Here is a 20121-nt window from a genome sequence, read left to right on the forward strand (position 1 = left end):
CCAGCTTTGCCCCTGATTCAGGGGGTGCTGGGGCGGTTTTCGCTTGGAGGGAGGTCAGTGCTCTGGGGCAGCTCCACCACGAGGTTGCCTTGGCTGTAGTCGGGCCAAGGGGGGCTGGTTTCAGGCTCTGCAGCTTCAACCAAGATCTCCACCTCGTCGGAGGCTTCCGCTGGTGTCTCGTTCTCAACGGGCTCTGAATCAGTCGGTGTGGCTTGCTCGTTCGGCGTGTTTTCACCCCAGGGAGTCGCTGGCGATTCGGGCACCGAAGCCGACTGCAGGGCGGTCAGGGCCTCTTGGGGTTCACTCAGTTGGCTCAGCCACGGGGTGGCTGGGAGATCGGCGCTGTTCGCTGCGCCTTGAGCCCGTTGGGGTTTGGGATTGGGTTGCGAGGTCGGGCGCTGTTTGCAGCGTTTGAGACTGGCTTCCGCCAGGTCCACCAGGGTTGAGGGTGCTGTGCTGCTGGTCACGGCTCGGTAGTAGGCCTGGGCGTCCTCGGGTTGCCCTAGCCCGTAGAGATGGATGTGGCCTGTGAGCAGTTGGAGCCTGCTCAGGGCCATCTCAGCCTCTGGATTGGCGTCTGACTTCTGCAGTTCCGCCAGCAGCTCTTCGGCCCTTTGGAGCGCGTCAGCGAAGCGTCCTTCTCCATAGGCCCGTTCGATGGCTCCGTAGTCATCTCCGCTGGCGCTACTCATGGCGTTGCGCTGCTCCCGCCCTGGTTTAGGTCGTTTTGTACAGGCTGGCTGCGCTGGGAGTGCGCCAGCCAGATCAGATCGCGGTTCCACTGCAATGAACACCCGCGGCTGAGGTCCCACTGGCCCGGGCCGCGGTGTGGTGGAAGGCGATTGAGTAGGTGCTCCAACTGCTCAGCGTTGCCCAGGCTGATGTCCTGTGCGGCGAGCCAGCGGTTCAGCAGCTGCCGCTGATTGCTGCGGGCTAGGGCCGTGAACGGACGACGCTGCAAGGCCGGCTGCGCCTGGGCGGTTGTGCTCTTGAGGTTGGTCAGGGCGAGATCCAGCAACTGGTCGCAGCCTTCTTCTTCCTGGGCCAGCCGTTCGCTGAGTTGGCTGATCCGTCCGCTGGCTCCGGGGTGCAGCTCCTCCAGGACCGGCAGGACCTCATGGCGAATCCGGTTGCGGCTAAAGCGCGGGTCGCTGTTGCTTGGATCGAGCCAAATCGGTAAGGCGAGTTGCCGGCAGATCTGGGCGGTGTCGCTGCGGGTCAACCCCAGCAGTGGGCGTACCAGCTCGATGCTGCCGCCGAGCGTTCGCCTGGGTCTCAGGCTGGAGAGGCCGCGGCGATGGCTGCCCCTGGCGAGCTGGAGCAAGACCGTTTCGCTGCGGTCGCTGGCGGTGTGTCCCGTGACCACCCTGCGGCAACCCAGTGTCTGGGCGAGGGTCTGGAGCTGTCCATAGCGCCAGGCGCGGGCCGATGCTTCATCCGTCTGCGGCTGGGCCCAGCAGTCGATCTGGATCGGCAGGCCTTGGCCTTGGGCCCAGCTTTGGAGCTCTTGGGCCTGCTGCTCGGCCTCGGGACGCCAGCGGTGGTTGCCATGCCAGAGCTGCAGGGGCCAGTGGTGCAGCCGCCTCAGGTCGCTGAGCAGACCGGTGAGGGCCATGGAGTCTTGGCCGCCGGAGACCGCCAGCAGCAAGGGATCTCCCTCGGGCAGCAGATCGCGCTGGTGGAGCAACTGCTGGTGCAGGCGCCGATGCAGATCACTCCAGCGTTCAGCCATGGCCCCAGCCTGAATCGCCCCGGCTCAGCGTGTGAGAATCGCAAAAATCCATCTGTACTGGCATGTCCCGCCTCGATCGGCTGCCCGCTTCCCTTCGCATGGCCCTGGGCGAGAAGCGCGCTCTCAAGGTGATTGCTGGCCTCACCAACTTTGACGCCGCCAGCGTTGAGCGCATCAGTCGCGCGGCTGGTCTCGGTGGTGCTGATCTGATCGACGTGGCCTGCGACGCCGAGCTGGTCCAGCTGGCTGCTTCGGTCTCGGGCCTGCCCATCTGCGTGAGCGCCGTCGATCCTGAGTTGTTCCCCGCTGCTGTGGCCGCCGGCGCTGCCATGGTCGAGATCGGCAACTACGACGCCTTCTATCCCCTGGGACGCATCTTTGATGCCGCGGAGGTGCTCTCCATCACCCGCCGCACCCGCGAACTGCTGCCCGAGGTTGTCCTCAGCGTGACCGTTCCCCACGTGCTGCCCATCGATCAGCAGGAGCAGCTCGCCGCTGATCTGGTGGCCGCTGGTGCCGACATCATCCAGACCGAAGGTGGCACCAGCGCCAAGCCCTTCAGTGCCGGCAGCCTCGGCCTGATCGAGAAGGCCGCCCCCACCCTGGCTGCCGCCCACAGCATCAGCCGCGCTGTGGCTGTCCCTGTGCTCTGTGCCTCCGGTCTGTCTTCGGTCACCGTGCCGATGGCGATCGCCTCCGGCGCCGCTGGCGTGGGTGTGGGCTCCGCCGTCAACAAGCTCAACGATGAGCTGGCCATGGTTGCCGTGGTTCGCGGGCTGCGCGAAGCCCTGGGCGCCTCCGTCAAGGCTGCGGTCTGAAGCGCAGCGCTCAACCTCGTTTGATCTCACCCATGCCCTTCGGGGCATGGGTTTTTTGTCGTTTGGGCATCCACGCCGTCTGGTTGGTTGTCCGAGAATGCCTTGATGCCTAACCCGTTTGAACTCCACGCTCCCTATGAGCCCAAGGGGGATCAGCCCGAGGCGATCAAAGCCCTGGTGGCTGGCGTGGAATCAGGCGAGCGTTACCAGACCCTTCTGGGGGCGACGGGAACCGGGAAGACCTTCACCATTGCCAATGTGATCGCCAAGACCGGTCGACCGGCTCTGGTGTTGGCCCACAACAAAACCCTGGCGGCCCAGCTCTGCAATGAGCTCCGGGAGTTCTTCCCGAAGAACGCCGTTGAGTACTTCATCTCGTACTACGACTACTACCAACCGGAGGCGTATGTGCCCGTCTCCGATACCTACATCGCCAAAACGGCCTCGATCAACGAAGAGATCGACATGCTGCGGCACTCCGCAACGCGTTCTTTATTTGAGCGTCGCGATGTCATCGTCGTCGCCTCCATCAGCTGTATTTATGGCCTGGGGATTCCGAGTGAGTACCTCAAGGCCGCCGTCAAATTTGAGGTGGGTGAAACCCTCAACCTGCGCGGCTCCCTGCGGGAATTGGTCAACAACCAGTACTCCCGCAATGATTTGGAGATCTCGCGCGGACGGTTCCGGGTGCGGGGTGATGTGCTCGAGATCGGCCCTGCCTATGAGGACCGCCTGGTGCGGATCGAACTCTTCGGCGATGAGGTCGAGGCCATTCGCTATGTGGACCCCACCACGGGGGAGATCCTGCAGAGCCTCGAATCGATCAGCATCTATCCGGCTAAGCACTTCGTCACCCCGAAGGAGCGCCTGGAAGACGCGATTAAGGCCATCCGCTCGGAGCTGCGGGGGCGCCTGGATGTGCTCAACGAACAGGGCAAGTTGCTGGAAGCTCAGCGCCTCGAGCAGCGCACCACCTACGACCTGGAAATGCTCGAGCAGGTCGGCTACTGCAATGGCGTTGAGAACTATGCACGCCATCTGGCGGGCCGGGAGGCAGGGACCCCGCCGGAGTGCTTGATCGACTACTTCCCCAAGGACTGGTTGTTGGTGGTGGACGAGTCCCACGTCACCTGCTCTCAGCTTCAGGCGATGTACAACGGTGACCAAGCCCGCAAGGGTGTGCTGATTGAGCACGGCTTCCGGCTCCCGAGCGCTGCGGACAATCGCCCGCTCAAAGGCGATGAGTTCTGGGAGAAGGCGCGGCAGAGCATCTTTGTCAGTGCCACCCCCGGCGATTGGGAGCTCAAGCAGAGCGATACCGAAGTGGTGCAGCAGGTGATTCGTCCGACCGGGGTCCTGGATCCCGTCGTCGAGGTCCGTCCCACCGATGGCCAGGTCGATGACCTCCTGGGTGAAATTCGCATCCGTGCGGAGAAGAAAGAGCGGGTCTTGGTCACGACCCTGACCAAGCGGATGGCGGAAGACCTCACCGACTACCTCGCTGAGAACGGTGTCCGGGTTCGCTATCTCCACTCTGAGATCCATTCAATCGAGCGGATCGAGATCATCCAGGACCTCCGTAACGGTGAGTACGACGTGCTGGTGGGCGTCAACCTGCTGCGGGAAGGCCTGGATTTGCCCGAGGTCTCCCTAGTGGCGATTCTCGATGCGGACAAGGAGGGCTTCCTACGGGCAGAGCGGTCCTTGATTCAGACCATCGGCCGGGCGGCTCGACACGTGGAAGGCGTCGCTCTGCTCTACGCCGACAACCTGACCGATTCGATGGCCAAAGCCATTTCGGAAACCGAGCGCAGGCGTGCGATTCAGCAGGCCTACAACGAGAAGCATGGGGTTACCCCGACGCCGGCAGGCAAGCGGGGTAGTAACTCGATCCTGGCTTTCTTGGAGGTCTCCAGGCGCCTCAACGATGAGCAGTTGGAGCAGGCCACAGAGCAGGCCGAGCACAACGATGTGCCGCTGGATTCCTTGCCCGAACTGATTCAACAACTGGAGGACAAGATGAAGTCGGCGGCCAAGAATCTTGACTTTGAGGAGGCGGCCAACCTGCGCGATCGCATCAAAGGGCTACGCCAAAAGCTTGTGGGGAAGCCATAAGTCAGCGAAAGCCTCGCGACCAGGCGGGTTTGATCTTTCCCTTTTCTTTCGACTTCAGCTCTGGAATCACGGCTAAAGGTGAGCTAATCGCCGAGGAGGCGAATGGGTTACTACTTGCTCCATCTCCATCTGCATGGCCTGTTCCGCGGCCATGACCTGGAGCTTGGGCGTGATGCGGATACCGGTGGACAGACCACCTATGTGCTCGAGCTGGCGAAGGGATTAGCGGCTCGCCCTGAGGTCAATCGCATCGACGTCGTCACCCGCTTGATTCAGGACAAGCGGGTCTCCCCCGATTACGCCCAGGCCCATGAGCCCTTGGGTGGTGGAGCCAACATCGTTCGCCTCCCCTGCGGTCCGCGGCGCTATCTGCGCAAGGAGCTGCTCTGGCCCTATCTCGATGAGATGGCTGATGCCGTCACCGCACACATTGCGGCTCAGCCGCAGCGACCGAATTGGATCCATGCCCACTACGCCGATGCCGGTTATGTGGGGGCCCTGGTCTCCCAGCGGCTCGGCATCCCGTTGGTGTTTACCGGTCACTCCCTGGGCCGTGAGAAACAGCGGCGGTTGCTCGAAGGTGGGTTGACCCATGAGCAGATCGAGCAGACCTATGCGATCGGTCGCCGCATCGATGCGGAGGAGCGGGCTTTAGCCCAATCGGCTCTGGTGATCACCAGCACCCAGCAGGAGGCCCAGCAGCAGTACGCCCGCTACAACCGCTTTGAGGCGGAGCAGGCCGCGGTGGTGCCCCCTGGGGTGGATGCCCAGCGCTTCCATCCCGTGGCGATGCCTGGTGAGGCCTCGGATGTGGAGGCTCTGATGGAGCCCTTCCTGCGGGAGCCCCATAAGTCACCGCTGCTCACGATCTGCCGCGCGGTCCGGCGTAAGAACGTTCCGGCCCTGGTGGAGGCCTATGGCCGCTCGGCCCTGTTGCAGGAGCGCCATAACTTGGTGTTGGTGCTGGGTTGCCGTGAGGACCCCCGCTCGTTGGAGAAGCAGCAGCGGGATCAGTTCCAGCAGATCTTTGAGCTGGTTGATCGCTTCGATCTTTACGGCAAGGTCGCCTATCCCAAGCAGCATCGGGGTGAGCAGATCCCTGCGATCTACCGCTGGGCGGCGCAGCGCTGCGGGATCTTTGTGAACCCAGCTCTGACGGAGCCCTTTGGCCTCACCCTGCTCGAGGCGGCGGCCTGTGGACTGCCGTTGGTGACCACCGATGACGGAGGACCCCGGGACATTCTTCAGCGTTGTGCCAACGGTCAGTTGGCGGATGTCACCGATCTCGATGTGCTCCAGCAAGCCCTGGAGGAGGCGGGCGCCGACCTGGAGCGATGGCGCCGCTGGCGCGATAACGGCATCGAGGCGATTAGCCGCAATTTCAGTTGGGATGCCCACGTCTGCAGCTATCTGGGGGAAGCCGAACGTCGTTCCGCTGCTTGGATGGCGCAGCACCGCACTGGGGTGGGCATACCGGCATCGGCCGAAACCGCTCAGGTTCAAGCCCCTCCTGTGCAACGGCTGCTGCTGTTGGATCTCGACGTTTGCCTGCAATCGGCGCAGCCAGCTGGCCTGGAGGATCTCCGCCGCCGGCTCGCCGCAGATCCCCAATGCGGCATTGGCATGTTGAGCGGCCGCCACTTCGCCTCAGCCCGGCTTCGCTTTGCCGAATTGCATTTGCCAGAGCCCCAGGTCTGGATCCTGGAGGCAGGGGCGGACCTGCGCTTTGGTTCCGAGGGCCGGCCCGATGCGAGTTGGCAGCAGCACATTGCCCAGGGCTGGCAGCGCGAACGGGTGGAGCAGGTTCTCGAAGGCCTGAGCCCCCGCCTGACCCTGCAACCGGCCGTCAACCAAAGCAGCTACAAGGTCAGCTACATCCTGGAGGAGCCCACCGCTGGTGTGCTCGAGATGGTGCGGCAACGGCTTCGCCAACACCGTTTGGAGGCCCGAGCTCACCTCTTCCACCACTGGTTCTTGGATGTGTTGCCGATGCGGGCGTCCAAGGCGGATGCCATTCGCCATCTCTGCCTGAACTGGGGTTTACCCCTGGATCAAGTGCTGGTGGTAGCGGCTCAGCAGGGCGATGCGGAATTGCTCAACGGCAGCTCCCTTGGCCTGGTGGCCTGCGAACACGACCACTCCCTCGATCAGTTACGTCGTCGCCCGAAGGTGTTTTTTGCCTCCAGGCCTCAGGCCTGGGGCGTGTTGGAGGGCTTAGATCACTACCGCTTCTTGAGTCGTTAAGGCAGCAGCGCGTCTGGGTCCTGGCTGATGTAGTTCTGGCGATTCGGGTTGCTGTCGGGCATCCAATAGCTGATGTCCTGGTGCCAGAAGGGGACCCCCTTGACCCGGTTGGAGGCCAGTTGGGTGGTGGCCATGGCCGTGATCAGCTTGCCCATGTCGATGGGCGATAGGTCCGTGCGCATGTCCTTGCCCGCGATCTCCATCAGCTCGGGAAGCCGGGTGGCCATGACTGGGTTCGCCAGTTTGCGGAAGACCTCAGCCAGGACCAGTTTTTGCCGCTCCATCCGGCCGATGTCGCCGAGTTGATCGTTGCGGAAGCGCAGGAATCCCTCGAGAGCATCCCCCTGGAGTCGTTGTCGTCCGGGATAGAGGTCGATGTAGAGCCCTTGGCTGTTGTCGACGTAGGCCATCCGCTTGGGTACGTCGACCTCGACTCCGCCGATGGCGTCCGCCAGCCGCTGCACGGCGTTGAGGTTCAGCACCAGATAGCGATCGACCTTGGCGGAGAGAAGCTTGCTGAGCTCCGTCTTGACCATCTCTGGTCCGCCGCTGCTGTAGAGGGCATTGGCCTTCATCACGCCGTAGCGCTCGGAGTCGATGAAGGTGTCCCTGGGCACCTGGGTGAGCTTGGTGCGGCCCTCGTCGAGATGCATCGTCAGCATCACGTCGGTGTTGGTGCTGACGTCGTCTGTACCCAGCACGACGATGCGGCGATCGCCAGAGGCCACTGGGGCGACGAGCGCTCCGATCAGTTGCTTGGGTTGATCAAAGGCTCCCAGCACCATGGCGGGAAGACCGTGGAGTGCATACCCCAGGCCAATGCCGGCAACGAACAGGGGCAGGCGTGGGAGCCCCTGACGACGCTTGGCGGTTTTGGACGCTGGCTTGGTTGGAGTCGCGGTTGGTCGCCGGCTGTCGAGCTGCGCAACGTTGTCGCGGCGACCGCGGCGTTCAGCAGGTTGGAGATCCGCTTTCCCCCGCCTGGGGTCCCGTTGCGGATTGCGCGCCTGGCGCCGGGGATTGGAATGGGCGGGGGACATAACGCACTCAGATGAGTGCAAGGTACCTCGCGTTATCCCTTGGTGCTAGAGGGGTTTGGGCCTCTAGATCACCTGGATCTTGCCGGCGGCTTGATCCGCTTTTTGGCGGGCCTCGTCCAGGTCGGCACCGCGGGCTAGGGCCACCCCCATCCGGCGGAAGGGGCGGGAGTCGGGTTTGCCAAACAACAGCACCTGCACATCGGTTTCAGCGAGGGCTGCCTCAAGGCCGCTGAAGGCCACGCTGTCGCTTTGGCGCTCGGCCAGGATCACGCGACTGGCGGCGGCGCCCTCCGAGCGGATCTCAGGGATGGGCAGTCCGAGGACGGCCCGCAGGTGCAACTCGAACTCACTCAGGTTTTGACCGGCCAGGGTCACCAGGCCTGTGTCATGGGGCCGCGGCGAGAGCTCGGAGAAGACCACTTCGCTGCTGCCATCGGGGCGGCGGCAGACGAAGAACTCCACGCCAAAGATTCCTGCTCCCCCCAGGTTGTCCGTGACCTCCTGCGCCATGGTTTGTGCAGCGGCCAATTGCTCCGTCTCCAGTTGGGCGGGTTGCCAGCTGCACTGGTAATCACCGCGCTCTTGGATGTGCCCGATCGGCGGGCAGAACAGGGTCGGACCGTTCCACTGTTTCACGGTCAGCAGGGTGATTTCCTGCTCAAAGTGCAGGAACTCCTCGACGATCACCCGGGCGCCGCTGCCCCGGGCCCCGGCCATGGCGGCCTCCCAGGCGGCGTTGATCCCTTCCGGTCCCTCCACCACGCTCTGGCCCTTGCCCGAGGAGCTCATCACCGGCTTCACCACCACGGGCCAACCGAGGGGGGCGGCGGCCTGCGCCAACTCTTCCGCGCTGCTGGCGTAGGCGAACCGGGCAGTGCGCAGCCCCAGTTCCGTGGCGGCCAGGTCGCGGATCCGGTCGCGGTTCATGGTGACGGCCGTGGCCCGAGCTGTGGGGATCACGGTGGTGCCCTCGGCTTCCAGTTCTGCCAGGGCATCGACAGCCAGGGCTTCAATTTCCGGGATCAGCACATCGGGCTGGTGCTGACGCACCACCGCCTTCAGGGCCTCCGGGTCGGTCATGGGCACCACTTCGGCCAGATCAGCCACTTGCATGGCCGGGGCTCCGGCGTAGCGATCCACCGCAATCACGCGGCATCCGAGGCGCTGGGCCGCGATGGCGACCTCCTTGCCCAATTCACCGCTGCCCAGGAGCATCAAGGTGCGGGGGAAGTTGGAGCTGGCCATGGCCGCCGCGGAGACGAGAGACTTGCGCGATCTTGCATCGCCGCGTGCCCGTGCTGTTGTTCGCTCCGTTTGCTTACGCCACTGCCGGTGATGCAGCCGATGGCCTGCTCAATGGTCTGAGTATTGAGGATCTGCAGCGCTGGACCCTGATCTATCTCGGGATTTCTGTGCTGGCCTTTGTTCTGGTCTGGCTGGTTGGTTATCTCCGGCGGGCTGGCTGAGGGCTCAGTCCAGCTCGATCAGGTTCAACTGCCGCACCGGTGACTGTTCATCGATGAAGCCATAGGCCGCAAAGACACCGTCATCGCTGTGGGTGATGTGTTGTCCATCGCTATGGCGCTCCAGCACAAACCCCTCGGAGGCCATTCGCCGCATCAAGGCTGCGGCCTCTTCGAAGCGGGCGGCCATCGATTCGAGGCTGGCGCAGTCGCCCGTGAGTCCTGTTTCCTTCCAGGTGAAGTAAGCCATTGTCGAACGACTCCGTAATAAGCCTTGTTGCTGGAGGGGTTTTTAAGGATTGAGGCTCAGTCGATGACCGTTGGTCTGGCGTTGGTATCCCGCCTGCCTGGGTCTGATCGCTCACTGCTTCAAACATGGCACGGCCCCATGTCTGTGGAGTGGGTGAGGGAACCGTTGGTGGGTCTTCCTGTCTTCTGGCCGGTTATCCCATCCGAGATCTGCCTCGTCGGCCTATTTCTGCTCCATAGCGTTTTGACCAGTCATTCCCAACCCATGACCGAAGAGAACGCCAGCACACAGAACTGCGGTGGCAAGAAAAAAGCGATGCTCGCGTATGGCCTTGTCCAGATTTCTGCCACGGTCATCTCCGCCGTCTCCCTGGCAGTCATCGCCCTTGGTTTTTGCTCCGTGAAGCAGGAGAGCAAGGTCTTCAACGGTTGCGTGGAAGAGGTCATTGCTGAGGGCAAGACCAATGCCCAGGCAGTCCGCTACTGCAACGGCGGCAACTGATCTCCCATCGATGGTTGCCCTGGATCGCCACTGGCTCCAGTCCTCAGTCCCACACAAACCGTTCAGGTGGTTACAGACGCCACATCACCGCTTGGGCGGCTGCCGGATGATCTGAAGACGACCTTCGGGTCGGGCAAGGGAGATCGATGAGGCGGGGTGGCACCCGTCTCTTTTTTTGTGCGTGTGTCGGTGGCTTGAGGGTGTGCATGACGCGCAGTGGGCGCCACGCAGATGGCTCTAGAAGGGGTGTAGCTCATTGCCTCTAGTGCGCTGGCTGCGCCCAAACCGTCCATTCAGGAGCTTTTCAAGGCAAACAGGACGCCTGGGGCAAGGGTTGTGGCGTATCCCAAAGGAACCCCTGAGATGCGGGTCTATCGGGTGACCATTCCCGTTGGAGCAACGATCCCCCTGCACACCCACCCCTCTCCGGTCGTCGTTTTGGTGACCAAGGGTGTTGTCACCAATGTTCGAATCGTTGACGGCGCTGAGGTTGTCAGCCTTGTCGAGCCAGGCGATGGCTTCCTGGAAGGCCACCCTGATGAGCCTCACTACGTGACCAACAAAGGCTCTGAAACGGCAGAGGCGATGGTGACCTTCGCAAGCGTTGAGGGGATGCCCAACATGATTCGGACGAAATGAGCTGCTGTTGCCTTGCCTGAGGCAATCTGCGGCCGCTCGAACGAGGGGTGTTGCCAGCAAAAGAACACCCGCTAACGGGGTCGTGCTGTCCTCTAAGCCATGGGAAATGGCTACAGATGTTCCGCGCTTGGTCAAGAAAAAGGGGGTTGCCACACCCCCTTGAGAATCTCCCTTGCCCGACCCGAAGGTCGTGGGTGAATGATCCGCTGTGGCCAGGGTTTGAACTGTTGTTCTTGTAACGCTCTGCGGTCTCTGTTGGCTGCTGCTGACACTGTTGGGTGATCCAAGCGACCGTTGCGCCATGACCTCCACGGGCCGGGCTGTGCGCCTCATCGTTCTGCTCTTGTTGTTGGCTCTGGGGGTGGTGATGTGCACCTGGCTTGGGGAAGGTCCTCCTCCAGCCAGCAATACAGAGCTCGATGAAGCGATGCCTGCATTGCAGGCGAAATAGGCCTGGATTGCTCTGGACAACATCCCTGCCTTGCGTAACGATCAGGTGCGAACTTCTTGGTTTAGCGGCAAAGCAAAGCAATGCCCACTCCAAAGCGCCGGCAAGCGATCTGAGTTGATGGAGATTTTGATCCATCTCCCTGCTGTGATGGTCGCTGGATCGGCGGCTTTCATTGGCTATTCCTATTACTCCGCGGCCGTGCAGAGGGCCGCGAAGCGGGAGCGACTGCGGCAGGCTGCTTATCCCAATGTGGTGGGGTTGTCCTCTCGCACCCTTGAGCCAGAGCGCCCCGAGCTTGAGCCGCCTCGCGATTTGGATGTAGCTGCATGAGCCTGCGCTGGCCTTGGCTCGTGCTGCTGATTGTGGGGACCGTCGCGCCTGTTCTGGCCTGGTTCTGGGGGGACCATCGCCAGGTCTGTGCCCGCTGGGCATCGATGCAACTCAGTGATGCCGAAGCAATGCAGCAGTTGCGGCTGAAGCCTGGTCGCTACAACGCCTATTCCACGGTTCTTGGCTATTGCCGCTACTACCGAGTTAGCTCAGGCCAGCAGCAGCAATCCCAGGGCAGCTAGCCCCGCGCTGATCAGCCAGAAGCCGACCACGACCTGTTGCTCGGAAGCCCCGCCCAGTTCGAAGTGGTGATGCAGGGGGGCCATTCGGAAGACCCGTCGGCCAACCCCATCAGGGCCCTTGGTGGCCTTGAACACCCAGACCTGGATGATCACCGATAGGGATTCCGCTAAGAAGATTCCACCCATGACAAGCAGGGCCCAGAGGCTGTTGCTCAGTAGGGCCACAGCGGCCAGAGCGGCACCCATCGCTAGGGACCCCGTGTCTCCCATGAACACTCGGGCTGGGTGCCGATTGAACAGCAAAAAGCCAAGCCAGCAGCCGGCCATGGCGGCGCAGAACCCCGCGAGGGCGGGGTCCCCCTCGTTGCCCCTGAGCATCAGCTGAACCCCCATTCCGCTGAAGACGATGCCCCCACAGCCGGCCGCCAGGCCATCGAGGCCATCGGTGAGGTTGGTGGCGTTGCTTTCAGCCAGGAAGACAAACAGTCCCAGGGGCCAGATGAGCAGGCCCAGGGGAAGGATCCAGCCCAGGGGCAGGGCGATGCTGTCTGTGATCAGCTGGTGCCAGGCGGCCCACGCCAGGAAGCCAGCGGCGCTCAAGGCCTGCAACAGCAGCTTGCCGCTGGGGGACAGTCCTGTGTTGTGGTGCTTGGTCAGGCTGCGCCAGTCATCGAATCCGCCAATGGCCATGTAGGCCAGGGTGATGGCTGCCACCCCTGGTAAGCGCAGGTCGCTGGGGGCGATCAGCCCGCCCACCAGCACCCCGACCGGGACCACCAGCAGTCCCCCCATGGTGGGAGTCCCCGCTTTGCTGAGGTGGCTTTGGGGTCCCTCTTGGCGGATGACCTGCCCCAGCTTGAGACGGCGCAGACGCGGCACTCCCCAGGCGCAGACCACAGCGCTGATGGACGCTGCCACCAGCAGGGGCACGGTGAGCTGCGGCGTTCGCGTGAACCAGTCGCAGCCCGCGCAGACCCCTAACAGCAACAAGCCCAGCAGCAGCGCCAGGCGGCGGCTGTTGCTGGGCATTGAGGCGATGAACCTGCTGGTGGAGACCACAGGGGTGGGAGGAATCAGTCCTCCCAGTTTTCCTCGTTTTGCTCGTCGTCGGCCTTGTAGTCCTCTTTCTCGCCCATCAGCGCTGACAGTTCTTCTTCTTCCACGGTGCTGACGTCGCTGGTGGCGGCTTCTTCATCCACAACGAGGCGGCCGCTGGTTTCAAGCCAGCTCAGTAGATCGGGCTCTTCGCGCAGTGGAAGCACCGGGGCGGGTTCGCTGCGGCCGTAGCGGGTCAGCGAAGGGTTGATGCCATCCAGCTGGGAGAGGCTGGTGCTGAGGTTGCTGCTCATCGCGTGAGGCCCGTCGGACGTCGGTGTACAGGAGTGCCGGGTTCGTAGCTACCCAGCTGGCGCCAATCCGCCATCCTATCTGAGACTCTCCCTGGGGCGGACATGACAGCGGCGAAATGGTGGCAGCTGTTGCCGGCCTGGGGCGCAGCCCTCGTTCTCAGTGGGGTCTTGGTCTGGGCGGGAGGCCACTGGCCGACGCCCTTGTTGGCGCAGTCCTGGGCCCTTGAGCAGCCCGATGTCGCGGCGGTTCTGGCCTTGGCCCTGGTCGTGCTCCCTCCCCTGGGGATGGCCGTTTGGCTGGCGCTCCAGATGGTTCGCCACCGCGACAGTGGAGAATCGATCGATTGCGCGCATGGAGAGCGTTGATGGGCCGGGCCAAGAAGGCTGTGCTGGCGTATTCCGGTGGTGTGGATACCAGCGTCTGTATTCCCTATCTCAAGAACGAGTGGGGTGTGGAGGAGGTGATCACCTTCGCCGCTGACCTGGGTCAGGGGGATGAGCTCGAGCCCATCCGTCAAAAGGCACTGGATTCCGGCGCGAGCCAGTCGATCGTTGGTGATCTGATCGAACCGTTCATCCGTGATTTCGCCTTCCCTGCGATTCGCGCCAATGCCCTTTACGAAGGCCGCTATCCCCTCTCCACGGCCCTGGCGCGTCCCTTGATTGCCCGCCGTCTGGTGGAGATCGCCCGCGAGGTCGGTGCTGATGCGGTGGCCCATGGCTGCACCGGCAAGGGCAACGACCAGGTTCGTTTCGATGTGGCGATTGGAGCCCTGGCGCCGGATCTGAAGGTGTTGACCCCTGCCCGTGAATGGGGCATGAGCCGCGAGGAGACCATCGCCTACGGCGAGCGTTGCGGGATTCCTTCCCCGGTGAGCAAGAAGTCGCCCTATTCGATTGACCTGAACCTGTTGGGTCGCTCGATTGAGGCCGGCCCCCTCGAAGATCCCAACGTCGAGCCCCCCGAGGAGGTCTACGCCCTCACCGTGAGTGTGGAGGCCGCCCCCGATCAGCCCCAGGTGGTGGAGATCGGCTTCGAGAACGGCAATCCCGTCAGCATCGATGGAGAGCGCCTGGATCCCGTCAGCCTGATTCGCCGCGCGAATGATCTGGCCGGTAGCCATGGCTATGGCCGTCTCGACATGATCGAGAACCGCGTGGTGGGCATCAAGAGCCGTGAGATCTACGAAACCCCGGGCTTGCTGCTGCTGATCAAGGCCCACCAGGAACTGGAGAGCCTCACCCTCGCGGCGGACGTGCTCCGCAGCAAGCGTCAGCTGGAGCAGCAATGGGCCGATGTGGTCTATCAAGGCCTCTGGTACGGCCCACTGAAGGATGCTCTCGATGGCTTCATCGACCGCACCCAGCGCACCGTCAACGGCACCGTCAAGGTGAAGCTGCACAAGGGCAACGCCACCGTCGTGGGCCGCAGCAGTGCCAACAGCCTCTATGTCCCCGACATGGCCACCTACGACTCGGGAGATCAATTCGATCACCGCGCCGCTGAGGGCTTCATTTATGTCTGGGGTCTGCCGACCCGTCTCTGGGCTAACAGCCAGCGCTAAGGCCTGGTCTCAGGCTGCCACGGATGGGTCTTGGGGCCAGAGCGGCCGCACTCGAGAGTTCATCCGTGCCCCCTCGGGCTGGAGGGGAAGCATCAGGGGCTCCTCCCTCAACGAGGACTGCGGCTTCAGTTGGTGCTGACTCTGCTCCAGTTGTTCTTTTTCGGCGCTTAACAACCGCTGGCGCTCGAGGATCGGTTCGAGCCGTTCGCTGAATTTGCGCTCAAAAATTCCAGGCAACTCAGCCAGGAGGGCCTCCAGTTCGGCGATCTGCTGCCGTGCGCGCTCAAGCTCCTGTTGGCTCTGTGCCAAGGCCGCCTGAAGGTCTTGGTGCTCCAACAGCTGGCCAATAAAAAACCTCCCGGAACCTAACGAAGGCTCCAGGAGGGATCAAGAGGCGAGATGGCTTTCGCGGTCAGGCGCCTGCGGTTTGCAGAGCTTCTTCGTCGCTAGCGGCTTGTGGTGCGGGGCCGCTACGGGGAGCAGGCAGGGGGCCGTCCTGCTTGACGGTCAGATAGCGAATCACGTCTTCGCTCAGGCGCATGGCCTTCTCGAGGGCAGCAACCTGTTGGCCGTCACCGTTGTGGGCCAGCTGCACGTAGATGCCTTCCTTGTGCTTGGCGATGGTGTAGGCCAGGCGGCGCTTGCCACGCATTTGGCAATCCAGCACCTCTGCACCGGCTTCGTTGACGAGATCGCGGTACTTGGTGATGTGGGTTTCCACCTCTTCCTCCGGGATGTCCGGACGAAGGATGTACATCGTTTCGTAGTAGGGCTGCGACATGACTTACGCGATCCGACGTGGACGCCGAAAGGGACGGTGGCTGGTGTTCAAGGCCTAGGGCCTCGATTGCCAGCGGCGGATCGTCCACCCTACAGCTGCATGCGTACCGCCTCAGACAGGCTCGGGATGTCGGCTTCCTTGCCGCGCAGGCACTGGACGATGCCAAACAGCACCAGCACCAGCACCCCCAGGAAGATGGTGTTGGCCAGGGTTCGCACGGCGAAGTTCCCCCCCAGGGGAGCCAGCAGCAGGTTGAACGCCAGGGAGAGCACGATCAGGATGATGTCCAGCAGGATCGCCTGCAGGGCGTTGAAGCGGATGAAATAAGGCACCCGTGGGTTCCGTACGACCCCCAGAAACAGCACCAGGAACAGGATGAACCCACCGAAGGGGATGGCCTGCTCAATCAAGATCAGCGGCAGCGCCGGCAGGCTCAGCCACTGGAGCATGGGGAAGAGGCCGATGAGGGATCGCCCGAAGGGCAGGCCATCGCTCCAGGGCAGGAGATAGGTCAGGAGGGCTAGAAGCCGCTGCCAACTGGGGATCGTCATCGCGCGCTGTCGACGTGGACGTGACGTTAGTGGGACCTAATGCAGCTGGCGCAGGGCGGCCTGGTGCATGACCTCCACAGGAACCTCGCTTTTGCCACTCCACAGGCGCAGGGAGGCCGCCCCTTGCTCCACAAGCATCCGCAGGCCATCGAGGGTGCGGCAGCCTTTTGCTCCTGCTTGCTCCAGCAGGGCGGTGGGCCGAGGGGTGTAGATCAGGTCGTAGACCCAGGCCTGGGCTGGAAGCGCCTGCAGTTCCGCACTGTTCAGGGGACAGGCCCTGGCGGCGGTGGGATCCGTGGCTGAGGCCATCCCCATGGGCGTTGTGTTGACCACGAGGTCGGTTTGCTGGAGGGCCGCGCTGACGGTTTTCTCCCAGATCAGGGGTCTCAGTTGGGGCGCCCAGCTTTGGCAGTCCGCTTGGAAGGCCTCAAGGGCTTCGGGCCGCCGGCCGACCAGAACAATGTCGCCAAAGCCCAGGTCCGCCAGGCCGGCGACGACGGCTCGCGCACTACCGCCGCAACCGAGAACCACGGCCCGCTTGCCACTCCAGTTGGCCTCCCGCAGCGGTGCACAGAACCCCTCAACATCGGTATTGGTGCCCAGCCAGCCGCCGCCTTGGCGCGGCACCAGGGTGTTGACGGCCCCCAGCCGCTGGGCGAGGGGACTGAGCTCGTGGCAGAGCGTCGCGACGGCTTGCTTGTGGGGGATGGTGACGTTCAGGCCGCGGCAGCCCATCGCTTCCAGGGCACGCACGACGGTGCTGAGTTCGGCCGCTGGGGTCGGCAAGGCCAGGTAGGCCCAGTCCAGCTGCATGGCCGCCAACGCGGCGTTGTGCATCACCGGTGAGAGGGAGTGGCGTACGGGATCCCCGAGTACCCCCACAAGCGCGGTGCTGCCTTGGATGCGGGCCTCGGCGTTCACGGTGGTTCGGGCACTGTTCGGCAACCACACCTAGCCCCACCCGGGTGCCGCTGCGGAGGATGCCTTCAGTTCAGAGGTCACCCATGGGCAAGGTTGTCGGTATCGACCTTGGCACCACTAACAGCTGCGTGTCGGTCATGGAGGGCGGCAAGCCCACCGTGATTGCCAATGCTGAGGGCTTCCGCACCACGCCCTCTGTGGTGGCATACACCAAGAACCAGGATCAACTGGTGGGTCAAATCGCCAAGCGCCAGGCGGTGATGAACCCGGAGAACACCTTTTATTCGGTCAAGCGTTTCATTGGACGCCGGGTCGATGAGGTGAACGAAGAGTCCAAGGAAGTGAGCTACGGCGTCGAGAAGGCCGGCTCCAATGTCAAGGTCAAGTGTCCTGTTCTCAACAAGCAGTTCGCCCCTGAGGAAGTCAGTGCTCAGGTGCTGCGGAAGCTGGCTGAAGACGCCGGTAAGTACCTCGGTGAGACCGTGACCCAGGCGGTCATCACTGTTCCCGCCTACTTCAACGACTCCCAGCGTCAGGCCACCAAGGACGCCGGCAAGATCGCTGGCCTTGAGGTGCTGCGCATCATCAACGAGCCCACCGCGGCTGCCCTGGCCTATGGCCTCGACAAGAAGAGCAACGAGCGCATCCTGGTCTTCGACCTGGGCGGCGGCACCTTCGACGTGTCGGTCCTCGAGGTCGGCGACGGCGTGTTCGAGGTGCTCTCTACCTCCGGTGACACGCACCTGGGTGGCGATGACTTCGACAAGGTGATCGTTGATCACCTGGCCGACACCTTCAAGTCCAATGAAGGCATCGATCTGCGTAGCGATAAGCAGGCCCTGCAGCGTCTGACCGAAGCTGCCGAGAAGGCCAAGATTGAGCTCTCCAGCGCGACCCAGAGCGAGATCAACCTGCCGTTCATCACGGCGACCCCTGAAGGTCCCAAGCACCTCGACCTGACCCTGACCCGGGCCAAGTTCGAAGAGCTGGCTTCCAAGCTGATCGACCGCTGTCGCGTGCCCGTCGAGCAGGCCCTGAAGGACGCCAAGCTGGCTTCCTCCGAGCTGGACGAAGTGGTGATGGTGGGTGGCTCCACCCGCATCCCCGCCGTGCTCGAGCTGGTGAAGCGCGTCACCGGGAAGTCCCCCAACCAAACCGTGAACCCCGACGAGGTGGTGGCCGTGGGTGCCGCCATTCAGGGCGGTGTGCTCGCCGGTGAGGTCAAGGACATCCTTCTGCTGGACGTCACTCCCCTGTCCCTGGGTGTTGAAACCCTGGGCGGTGTGATGACCAAGATGATCCCCCGGAACACCACCATCCCGACCAAGAAGTCGGAGACCTACTCCACCGCCGTGGACGGTCAGACCAATGTGGAAATCCACGTGCTCCAGGGCGAGCGCGAGATGGCCAGCGACAACAAGTCGCTTGGAACCTTCCGCCTCGATGGCATCCCCCCGGCCCCCCGTGGCGTTCCCCAGATCGAAGTCACCTTCGACATCGACGCCAACGGCATTCTGAGCGTCACCGCCAAGGACAAGGGCAGCGGCAAGGAGCAGAGCATCTCCATCACCGGGGCCTCCACCCTCAGTGACAACGAGGTGGACAAGATGGTGAAGGACGCCGAAGCCAACGCCAGCGCTGACAAGGAGAAGCGCGAGCGGATCGACGTGAAGAACCAGGCCGAAACCCTGGTCTATCAAGCCGAGAAGCAGCTGGGCGAGCTGGGCGACAAGGTGGGCGCCGAGGACAAGGCCAAGGTCGAGTCCTCCTCCGCCAAGCTCAAGGAGGCCATCGAAAAAGACGACTTCGACACCATGAAGTCCGAGCTCGAGACCCTGCAGCAGGCTCTCTACGCTGCCGGTGCCGCTGTCTATCAGCAAGCCGCCGGTGCTGAAGGTGCCGCCGCTGGCGCCCCTGGCGCAGAGGCCGGTGGTTCCGGTTCGGCCGGTGACGACGTGATCGACGCCGAATTCACCGAGTCGAAGTGATTCACCGCTCACGGTTGTGAGCCCATGACCCCCGGCGTGAGCCGGGGGTTTTTTCGTGCCTTGAGCAGCGCAGCAAAAAGCCCCCCTCCAGAGGAGGGAGGCCTGGAGGGTTCAGGTTTTATTCGCCGATGCTGGCCACGGCAGCCCTTGCTTGTTGCAGCACGTTGGCCGGCAGGCTCACATAGCCGAGGGCCGGGGCATTGGCCTGCGCCTCATCGCTGAGGGTGTAGTTGAACGCCTCTTGCAGGGCCTGGAGCTTGTCGCCATTGCCGCTCTTGTAGAGCAGGATCCAGGTGAAGGTCACGATCGGGTAGCCCGCCTTTGGATTGGGGTTGCTCCCGGTCAGGTTCGGGCCTAGATCGATGCTGCCCAGGGCTTCAGCCGCCGCTTTGGTGGTGGGCTTGGCGTAGCTGCCGCCGGCGTTCTGCAGTGCAGCGGCCTGCAGATCGCCGCGCACATAGGAGCTCTCGACGTAGCCCAGGGCGCCCTTGATCTGCTGCAGGCTGGCGGCCATGCCTTCGTTGCCCTTGGCCCCAAGGCCCGTGGGCCATTTGATCGATTTGCCGCTGCCCGGACCGGAGGCCCAGGCGGGGCTGAAGGCCGAGAGAGATTTGGTGAAGTTGTAGGTCGTTCCCGAGCCGTCGGAGCGGTAGACCACCTTGATGGCCTGATCGCCGCAACCGAGGTCGCTGTAGTTGGTGATCTTGCCTTCGAAAATCCCCACCAGCTGTTGTTGGCTGAGCTTGAGCTCGCAGCCGGGGTTGTTGTAGGCGACGGCGATTGCACCGGCGGTCATCGGGACTTGCACGGCCCCGCGCTTGATGCCGGCGGCATCCTCTTCGCTGAGCGGCTTATCGCTGGCGGCGAAGTCAACGGTGGCTGCATCGAACTGGCGGATGCCAGCACCGGAGCCCACCGACTGGTAGTTGACCTTGACTTTGCCTTTGGCGGCCAGGTCCTGGAACCAGCGCAGGTAGATCGCGGCGGGGAAGGTGGCCCCTGCACCCTGGAGGCGGGCGCTGGAGGCACCGCCGTCAGATCCGGAGCCGCCGCAGGCCGTCAGGGCGAGCACTCCAAGGAGACTCAGCGGTGCCAGGGTGCGGGTGCGAAGCATCGTCGGCGGGTGTCGACAAGAGTCTTC

24 protein-coding genes are annotated in these 20121 nt (G+C 63.3%); 12 read left to right on the forward strand and 12 right to left on the reverse strand.

Annotation, left to right across the window (positions count from 1 at the left end; genetic code table 11):
- Positions 1 to 17: 17 nt before the first annotated feature.
- Together ACLM42_RS12090 and tilS are read right to left on the reverse strand one after the other, a co-directional pair.
- Entirely contained in the window at positions 18 to 692 is a 675-nt protein-coding gene (locus tag ACLM42_RS12090) for a hypothetical protein (RefSeq protein ID WP_415399259.1), read from the reverse strand.
- Entirely contained in the window at positions 689 to 1732 is a 1044-nt protein-coding gene (tilS, locus tag ACLM42_RS12095) for a tRNA lysidine(34) synthetase TilS (RefSeq protein WP_415399260.1), read from the reverse strand. Before tilS ends, ACLM42_RS12090 begins: the two co-directional genes overlap by 4 nt.
- A gap of 62 nt (positions 1733 to 1794) precedes the next feature.
- On the opposite strand from tilS, the gene ACLM42_RS12100 reads away from it, so the two are divergent.
- The 3 genes from ACLM42_RS12100 (at position 1795) to ACLM42_RS12110 (ending at position 6909) form a co-directional block, all read left to right on the forward strand.
- The gene (locus ACLM42_RS12100; protein ID WP_247909847.1) at positions 1795 to 2550 is read left to right on the forward strand and encodes a DUF561 domain-containing protein; all 756 of its coding nucleotides are present in this window, start codon (positions 1795 to 1797) and stop codon (positions 2548 to 2550) included.
- A 105-nt stretch (positions 2551 to 2655) separates the two neighbouring features.
- A complete protein-coding gene (uvrB, locus tag ACLM42_RS12105) occupies positions 2656 to 4665 on the forward strand; it encodes an excinuclease ABC subunit UvrB (RefSeq protein ID WP_247909848.1) in 2010 nt (669 codons plus the stop codon).
- 102 nt (positions 4666 to 4767) lie between these two features.
- Positions 4768 to 6909 carry an HAD family hydrolase gene (locus tag ACLM42_RS12110; protein ID WP_415399261.1) on the forward strand — a complete coding sequence of 714 codons (2142 nt, stop codon included), beginning with the start codon at positions 4768 to 4770 and terminating at the stop codon, positions 6907 to 6909.
- Here the strand turns inward: ACLM42_RS12110 and ACLM42_RS12115 are convergent.
- Both ACLM42_RS12115 and purT read right to left on the reverse strand, forming a co-directional pair.
- Positions 6906 to 7949 (reverse strand): LCP family protein, encoded by a 1044-nt coding sequence (locus ACLM42_RS12115; RefSeq protein WP_247909850.1) that lies wholly within the window; start codon positions 7947 to 7949, stop codon positions 6906 to 6908. The two genes, ACLM42_RS12110 and ACLM42_RS12115, sit on opposite strands and share 4 nt — an antisense overlap.
- A 63-nt stretch (positions 7950 to 8012) precedes the next feature.
- The gene (purT, locus tag ACLM42_RS12120) at positions 8013 to 9194 is read right to left on the reverse strand and encodes a formate-dependent phosphoribosylglycinamide formyltransferase (RefSeq protein ID WP_415399262.1); all 1182 of its coding nucleotides are present in this window, start codon (positions 9192 to 9194) and stop codon (positions 8013 to 8015) included.
- Between the two features lie 32 nt (positions 9195 to 9226).
- Between purT and ACLM42_RS12125 the strand changes: the two genes are divergently transcribed.
- Positions 9227 to 9415, forward strand: a complete 189-nt coding sequence (locus ACLM42_RS12125; RefSeq protein WP_415399263.1) for a cytochrome B6 — start codon at positions 9227 to 9229, stop codon at positions 9413 to 9415.
- 4 nt (positions 9416 to 9419) lie between these two features.
- Here the strand turns inward: ACLM42_RS12125 and ACLM42_RS12130 are convergent, their stop codons facing one another.
- Positions 9420 to 9662, reverse strand: coding sequence for a hypothetical protein (locus ACLM42_RS12130; protein ID WP_247909853.1), 243 nt, complete (start codon positions 9660 to 9662; stop codon positions 9420 to 9422).
- A 264-nt stretch (positions 9663 to 9926) separates the two neighbouring features.
- Here ACLM42_RS12130 and ACLM42_RS12135 point away from each other — a divergent pair, with 264 nt between their 5' ends.
- The 5 genes from ACLM42_RS12135 (at position 9927) to ACLM42_RS12155 (ending at position 11825) form a co-directional block, all read left to right on the forward strand.
- Positions 9927 to 10163 carry a hypothetical protein gene (locus ACLM42_RS12135; protein ID WP_247912005.1) on the forward strand — a complete coding sequence of 79 codons (237 nt, stop codon included), beginning with the start codon at positions 9927 to 9929 and terminating at the stop codon, positions 10161 to 10163.
- A gap of 336 nt (positions 10164 to 10499) precedes the next feature.
- Positions 10500 to 10802 carry a cupin domain-containing protein gene (locus ACLM42_RS12140; protein WP_415399264.1) on the forward strand — a complete coding sequence of 101 codons (303 nt, stop codon included), beginning with the start codon at positions 10500 to 10502 and terminating at the stop codon, positions 10800 to 10802.
- A 301-nt stretch (positions 10803 to 11103) separates the two neighbouring features.
- Complete coding sequence (locus ACLM42_RS12145) at positions 11104 to 11253, forward strand: hypothetical protein (RefSeq protein WP_247909855.1); 150 nt, start codon at positions 11104 to 11106, stop codon at positions 11251 to 11253.
- A 117-nt stretch (positions 11254 to 11370) separates the two neighbouring features.
- The gene (locus tag ACLM42_RS12150; RefSeq protein ID WP_247909856.1) at positions 11371 to 11583 is read left to right on the forward strand and encodes a hypothetical protein; all 213 of its coding nucleotides are present in this window, start codon (positions 11371 to 11373) and stop codon (positions 11581 to 11583) included.
- Entirely contained in the window at positions 11580 to 11825 is a 246-nt protein-coding gene (locus ACLM42_RS12155; protein ID WP_247909857.1) for a hypothetical protein, read from the forward strand. Before ACLM42_RS12150 ends, ACLM42_RS12155 begins: the two co-directional genes overlap by 4 nt.
- Here the strand turns inward: ACLM42_RS12155 and mraY are convergent.
- Positions 11793 to 12854, reverse strand: coding sequence for a phospho-N-acetylmuramoyl-pentapeptide-transferase (mraY, locus tag ACLM42_RS12160; RefSeq protein WP_247909858.1), 1062 nt, complete (start codon positions 12852 to 12854; stop codon positions 11793 to 11795). The genes ACLM42_RS12155 and mraY overlap by 33 nt on opposite strands.
- Before the next feature lie 44 nt (positions 12855 to 12898).
- The gene (locus ACLM42_RS12165; protein ID WP_010313850.1) at positions 12899 to 13174 is read right to left on the reverse strand and encodes a DUF3134 domain-containing protein; all 276 of its coding nucleotides are present in this window, start codon (positions 13172 to 13174) and stop codon (positions 12899 to 12901) included.
- Positions 13175 to 13276: 102 nt separating this feature from the next.
- Here ACLM42_RS12165 and ACLM42_RS12170 point away from each other — a divergent pair, with 102 nt between their 5' ends.
- Both ACLM42_RS12170 and ACLM42_RS12175 read left to right on the forward strand, forming a co-directional pair.
- Entirely contained in the window at positions 13277 to 13540 is a 264-nt protein-coding gene (locus ACLM42_RS12170; RefSeq protein ID WP_247909859.1) for a hypothetical protein, read from the forward strand.
- On the forward strand, positions 13540 to 14739 hold the full coding sequence (locus ACLM42_RS12175; protein ID WP_247909860.1) for an argininosuccinate synthase: 1200 nt from the start codon (positions 13540 to 13542) through the stop codon (positions 14737 to 14739). The genes ACLM42_RS12170 and ACLM42_RS12175 overlap by 1 nt, the downstream gene beginning before the upstream one ends.
- Before the next feature lie 9 nt (positions 14740 to 14748).
- Here the strand turns inward: ACLM42_RS12175 and ACLM42_RS12180 are convergent, their stop codons facing one another.
- The 4 genes from ACLM42_RS12180 to ACLM42_RS12195 form a co-directional block, all read right to left on the reverse strand.
- Entirely contained in the window at positions 14749 to 15075 is a 327-nt protein-coding gene (locus ACLM42_RS12180) for a hypothetical protein (protein ID WP_247909861.1), read from the reverse strand.
- Positions 15076 to 15151: 76 nt separating this feature from the next.
- The gene (rpsF, locus tag ACLM42_RS12185) at positions 15152 to 15520 is read right to left on the reverse strand and encodes a 30S ribosomal protein S6 (protein WP_415399265.1); all 369 of its coding nucleotides are present in this window, start codon (positions 15518 to 15520) and stop codon (positions 15152 to 15154) included.
- A gap of 89 nt (positions 15521 to 15609) precedes the next feature.
- Entirely contained in the window at positions 15610 to 16071 is a 462-nt protein-coding gene (locus tag ACLM42_RS12190) for a Tic20 family protein (protein ID WP_247909863.1), read from the reverse strand.
- A 36-nt stretch (positions 16072 to 16107) separates the two neighbouring features.
- Entirely contained in the window at positions 16108 to 17022 is a 915-nt protein-coding gene (locus ACLM42_RS12195; protein WP_415399266.1) for a shikimate dehydrogenase, read from the reverse strand.
- A 53-nt stretch (positions 17023 to 17075) separates the two neighbouring features.
- Here ACLM42_RS12195 and dnaK point away from each other — a divergent pair, with 53 nt between their 5' ends.
- Positions 17076 to 18980, forward strand: coding sequence for a molecular chaperone DnaK (gene dnaK / locus ACLM42_RS12200; protein WP_247909865.1), 1905 nt, complete (start codon positions 17076 to 17078; stop codon positions 18978 to 18980).
- 118 nt (positions 18981 to 19098) lie between these two features.
- Here the strand turns inward: dnaK and pstS are convergent, their stop codons facing one another.
- Entirely contained in the window at positions 19099 to 20094 is a 996-nt protein-coding gene (pstS, locus tag ACLM42_RS12205) for a phosphate ABC transporter substrate-binding protein PstS (protein WP_247909866.1), read from the reverse strand.
- Positions 20095 to 20121: the final 27 nt, after the last annotated feature.

This window comes from Synechococcus sp. W4D4 (assembly GCF_047716805.1).
Classification (GTDB): Bacteria; Cyanobacteriota; Cyanobacteriia; order PCC-6307; family Cyanobiaceae; genus Vulcanococcus.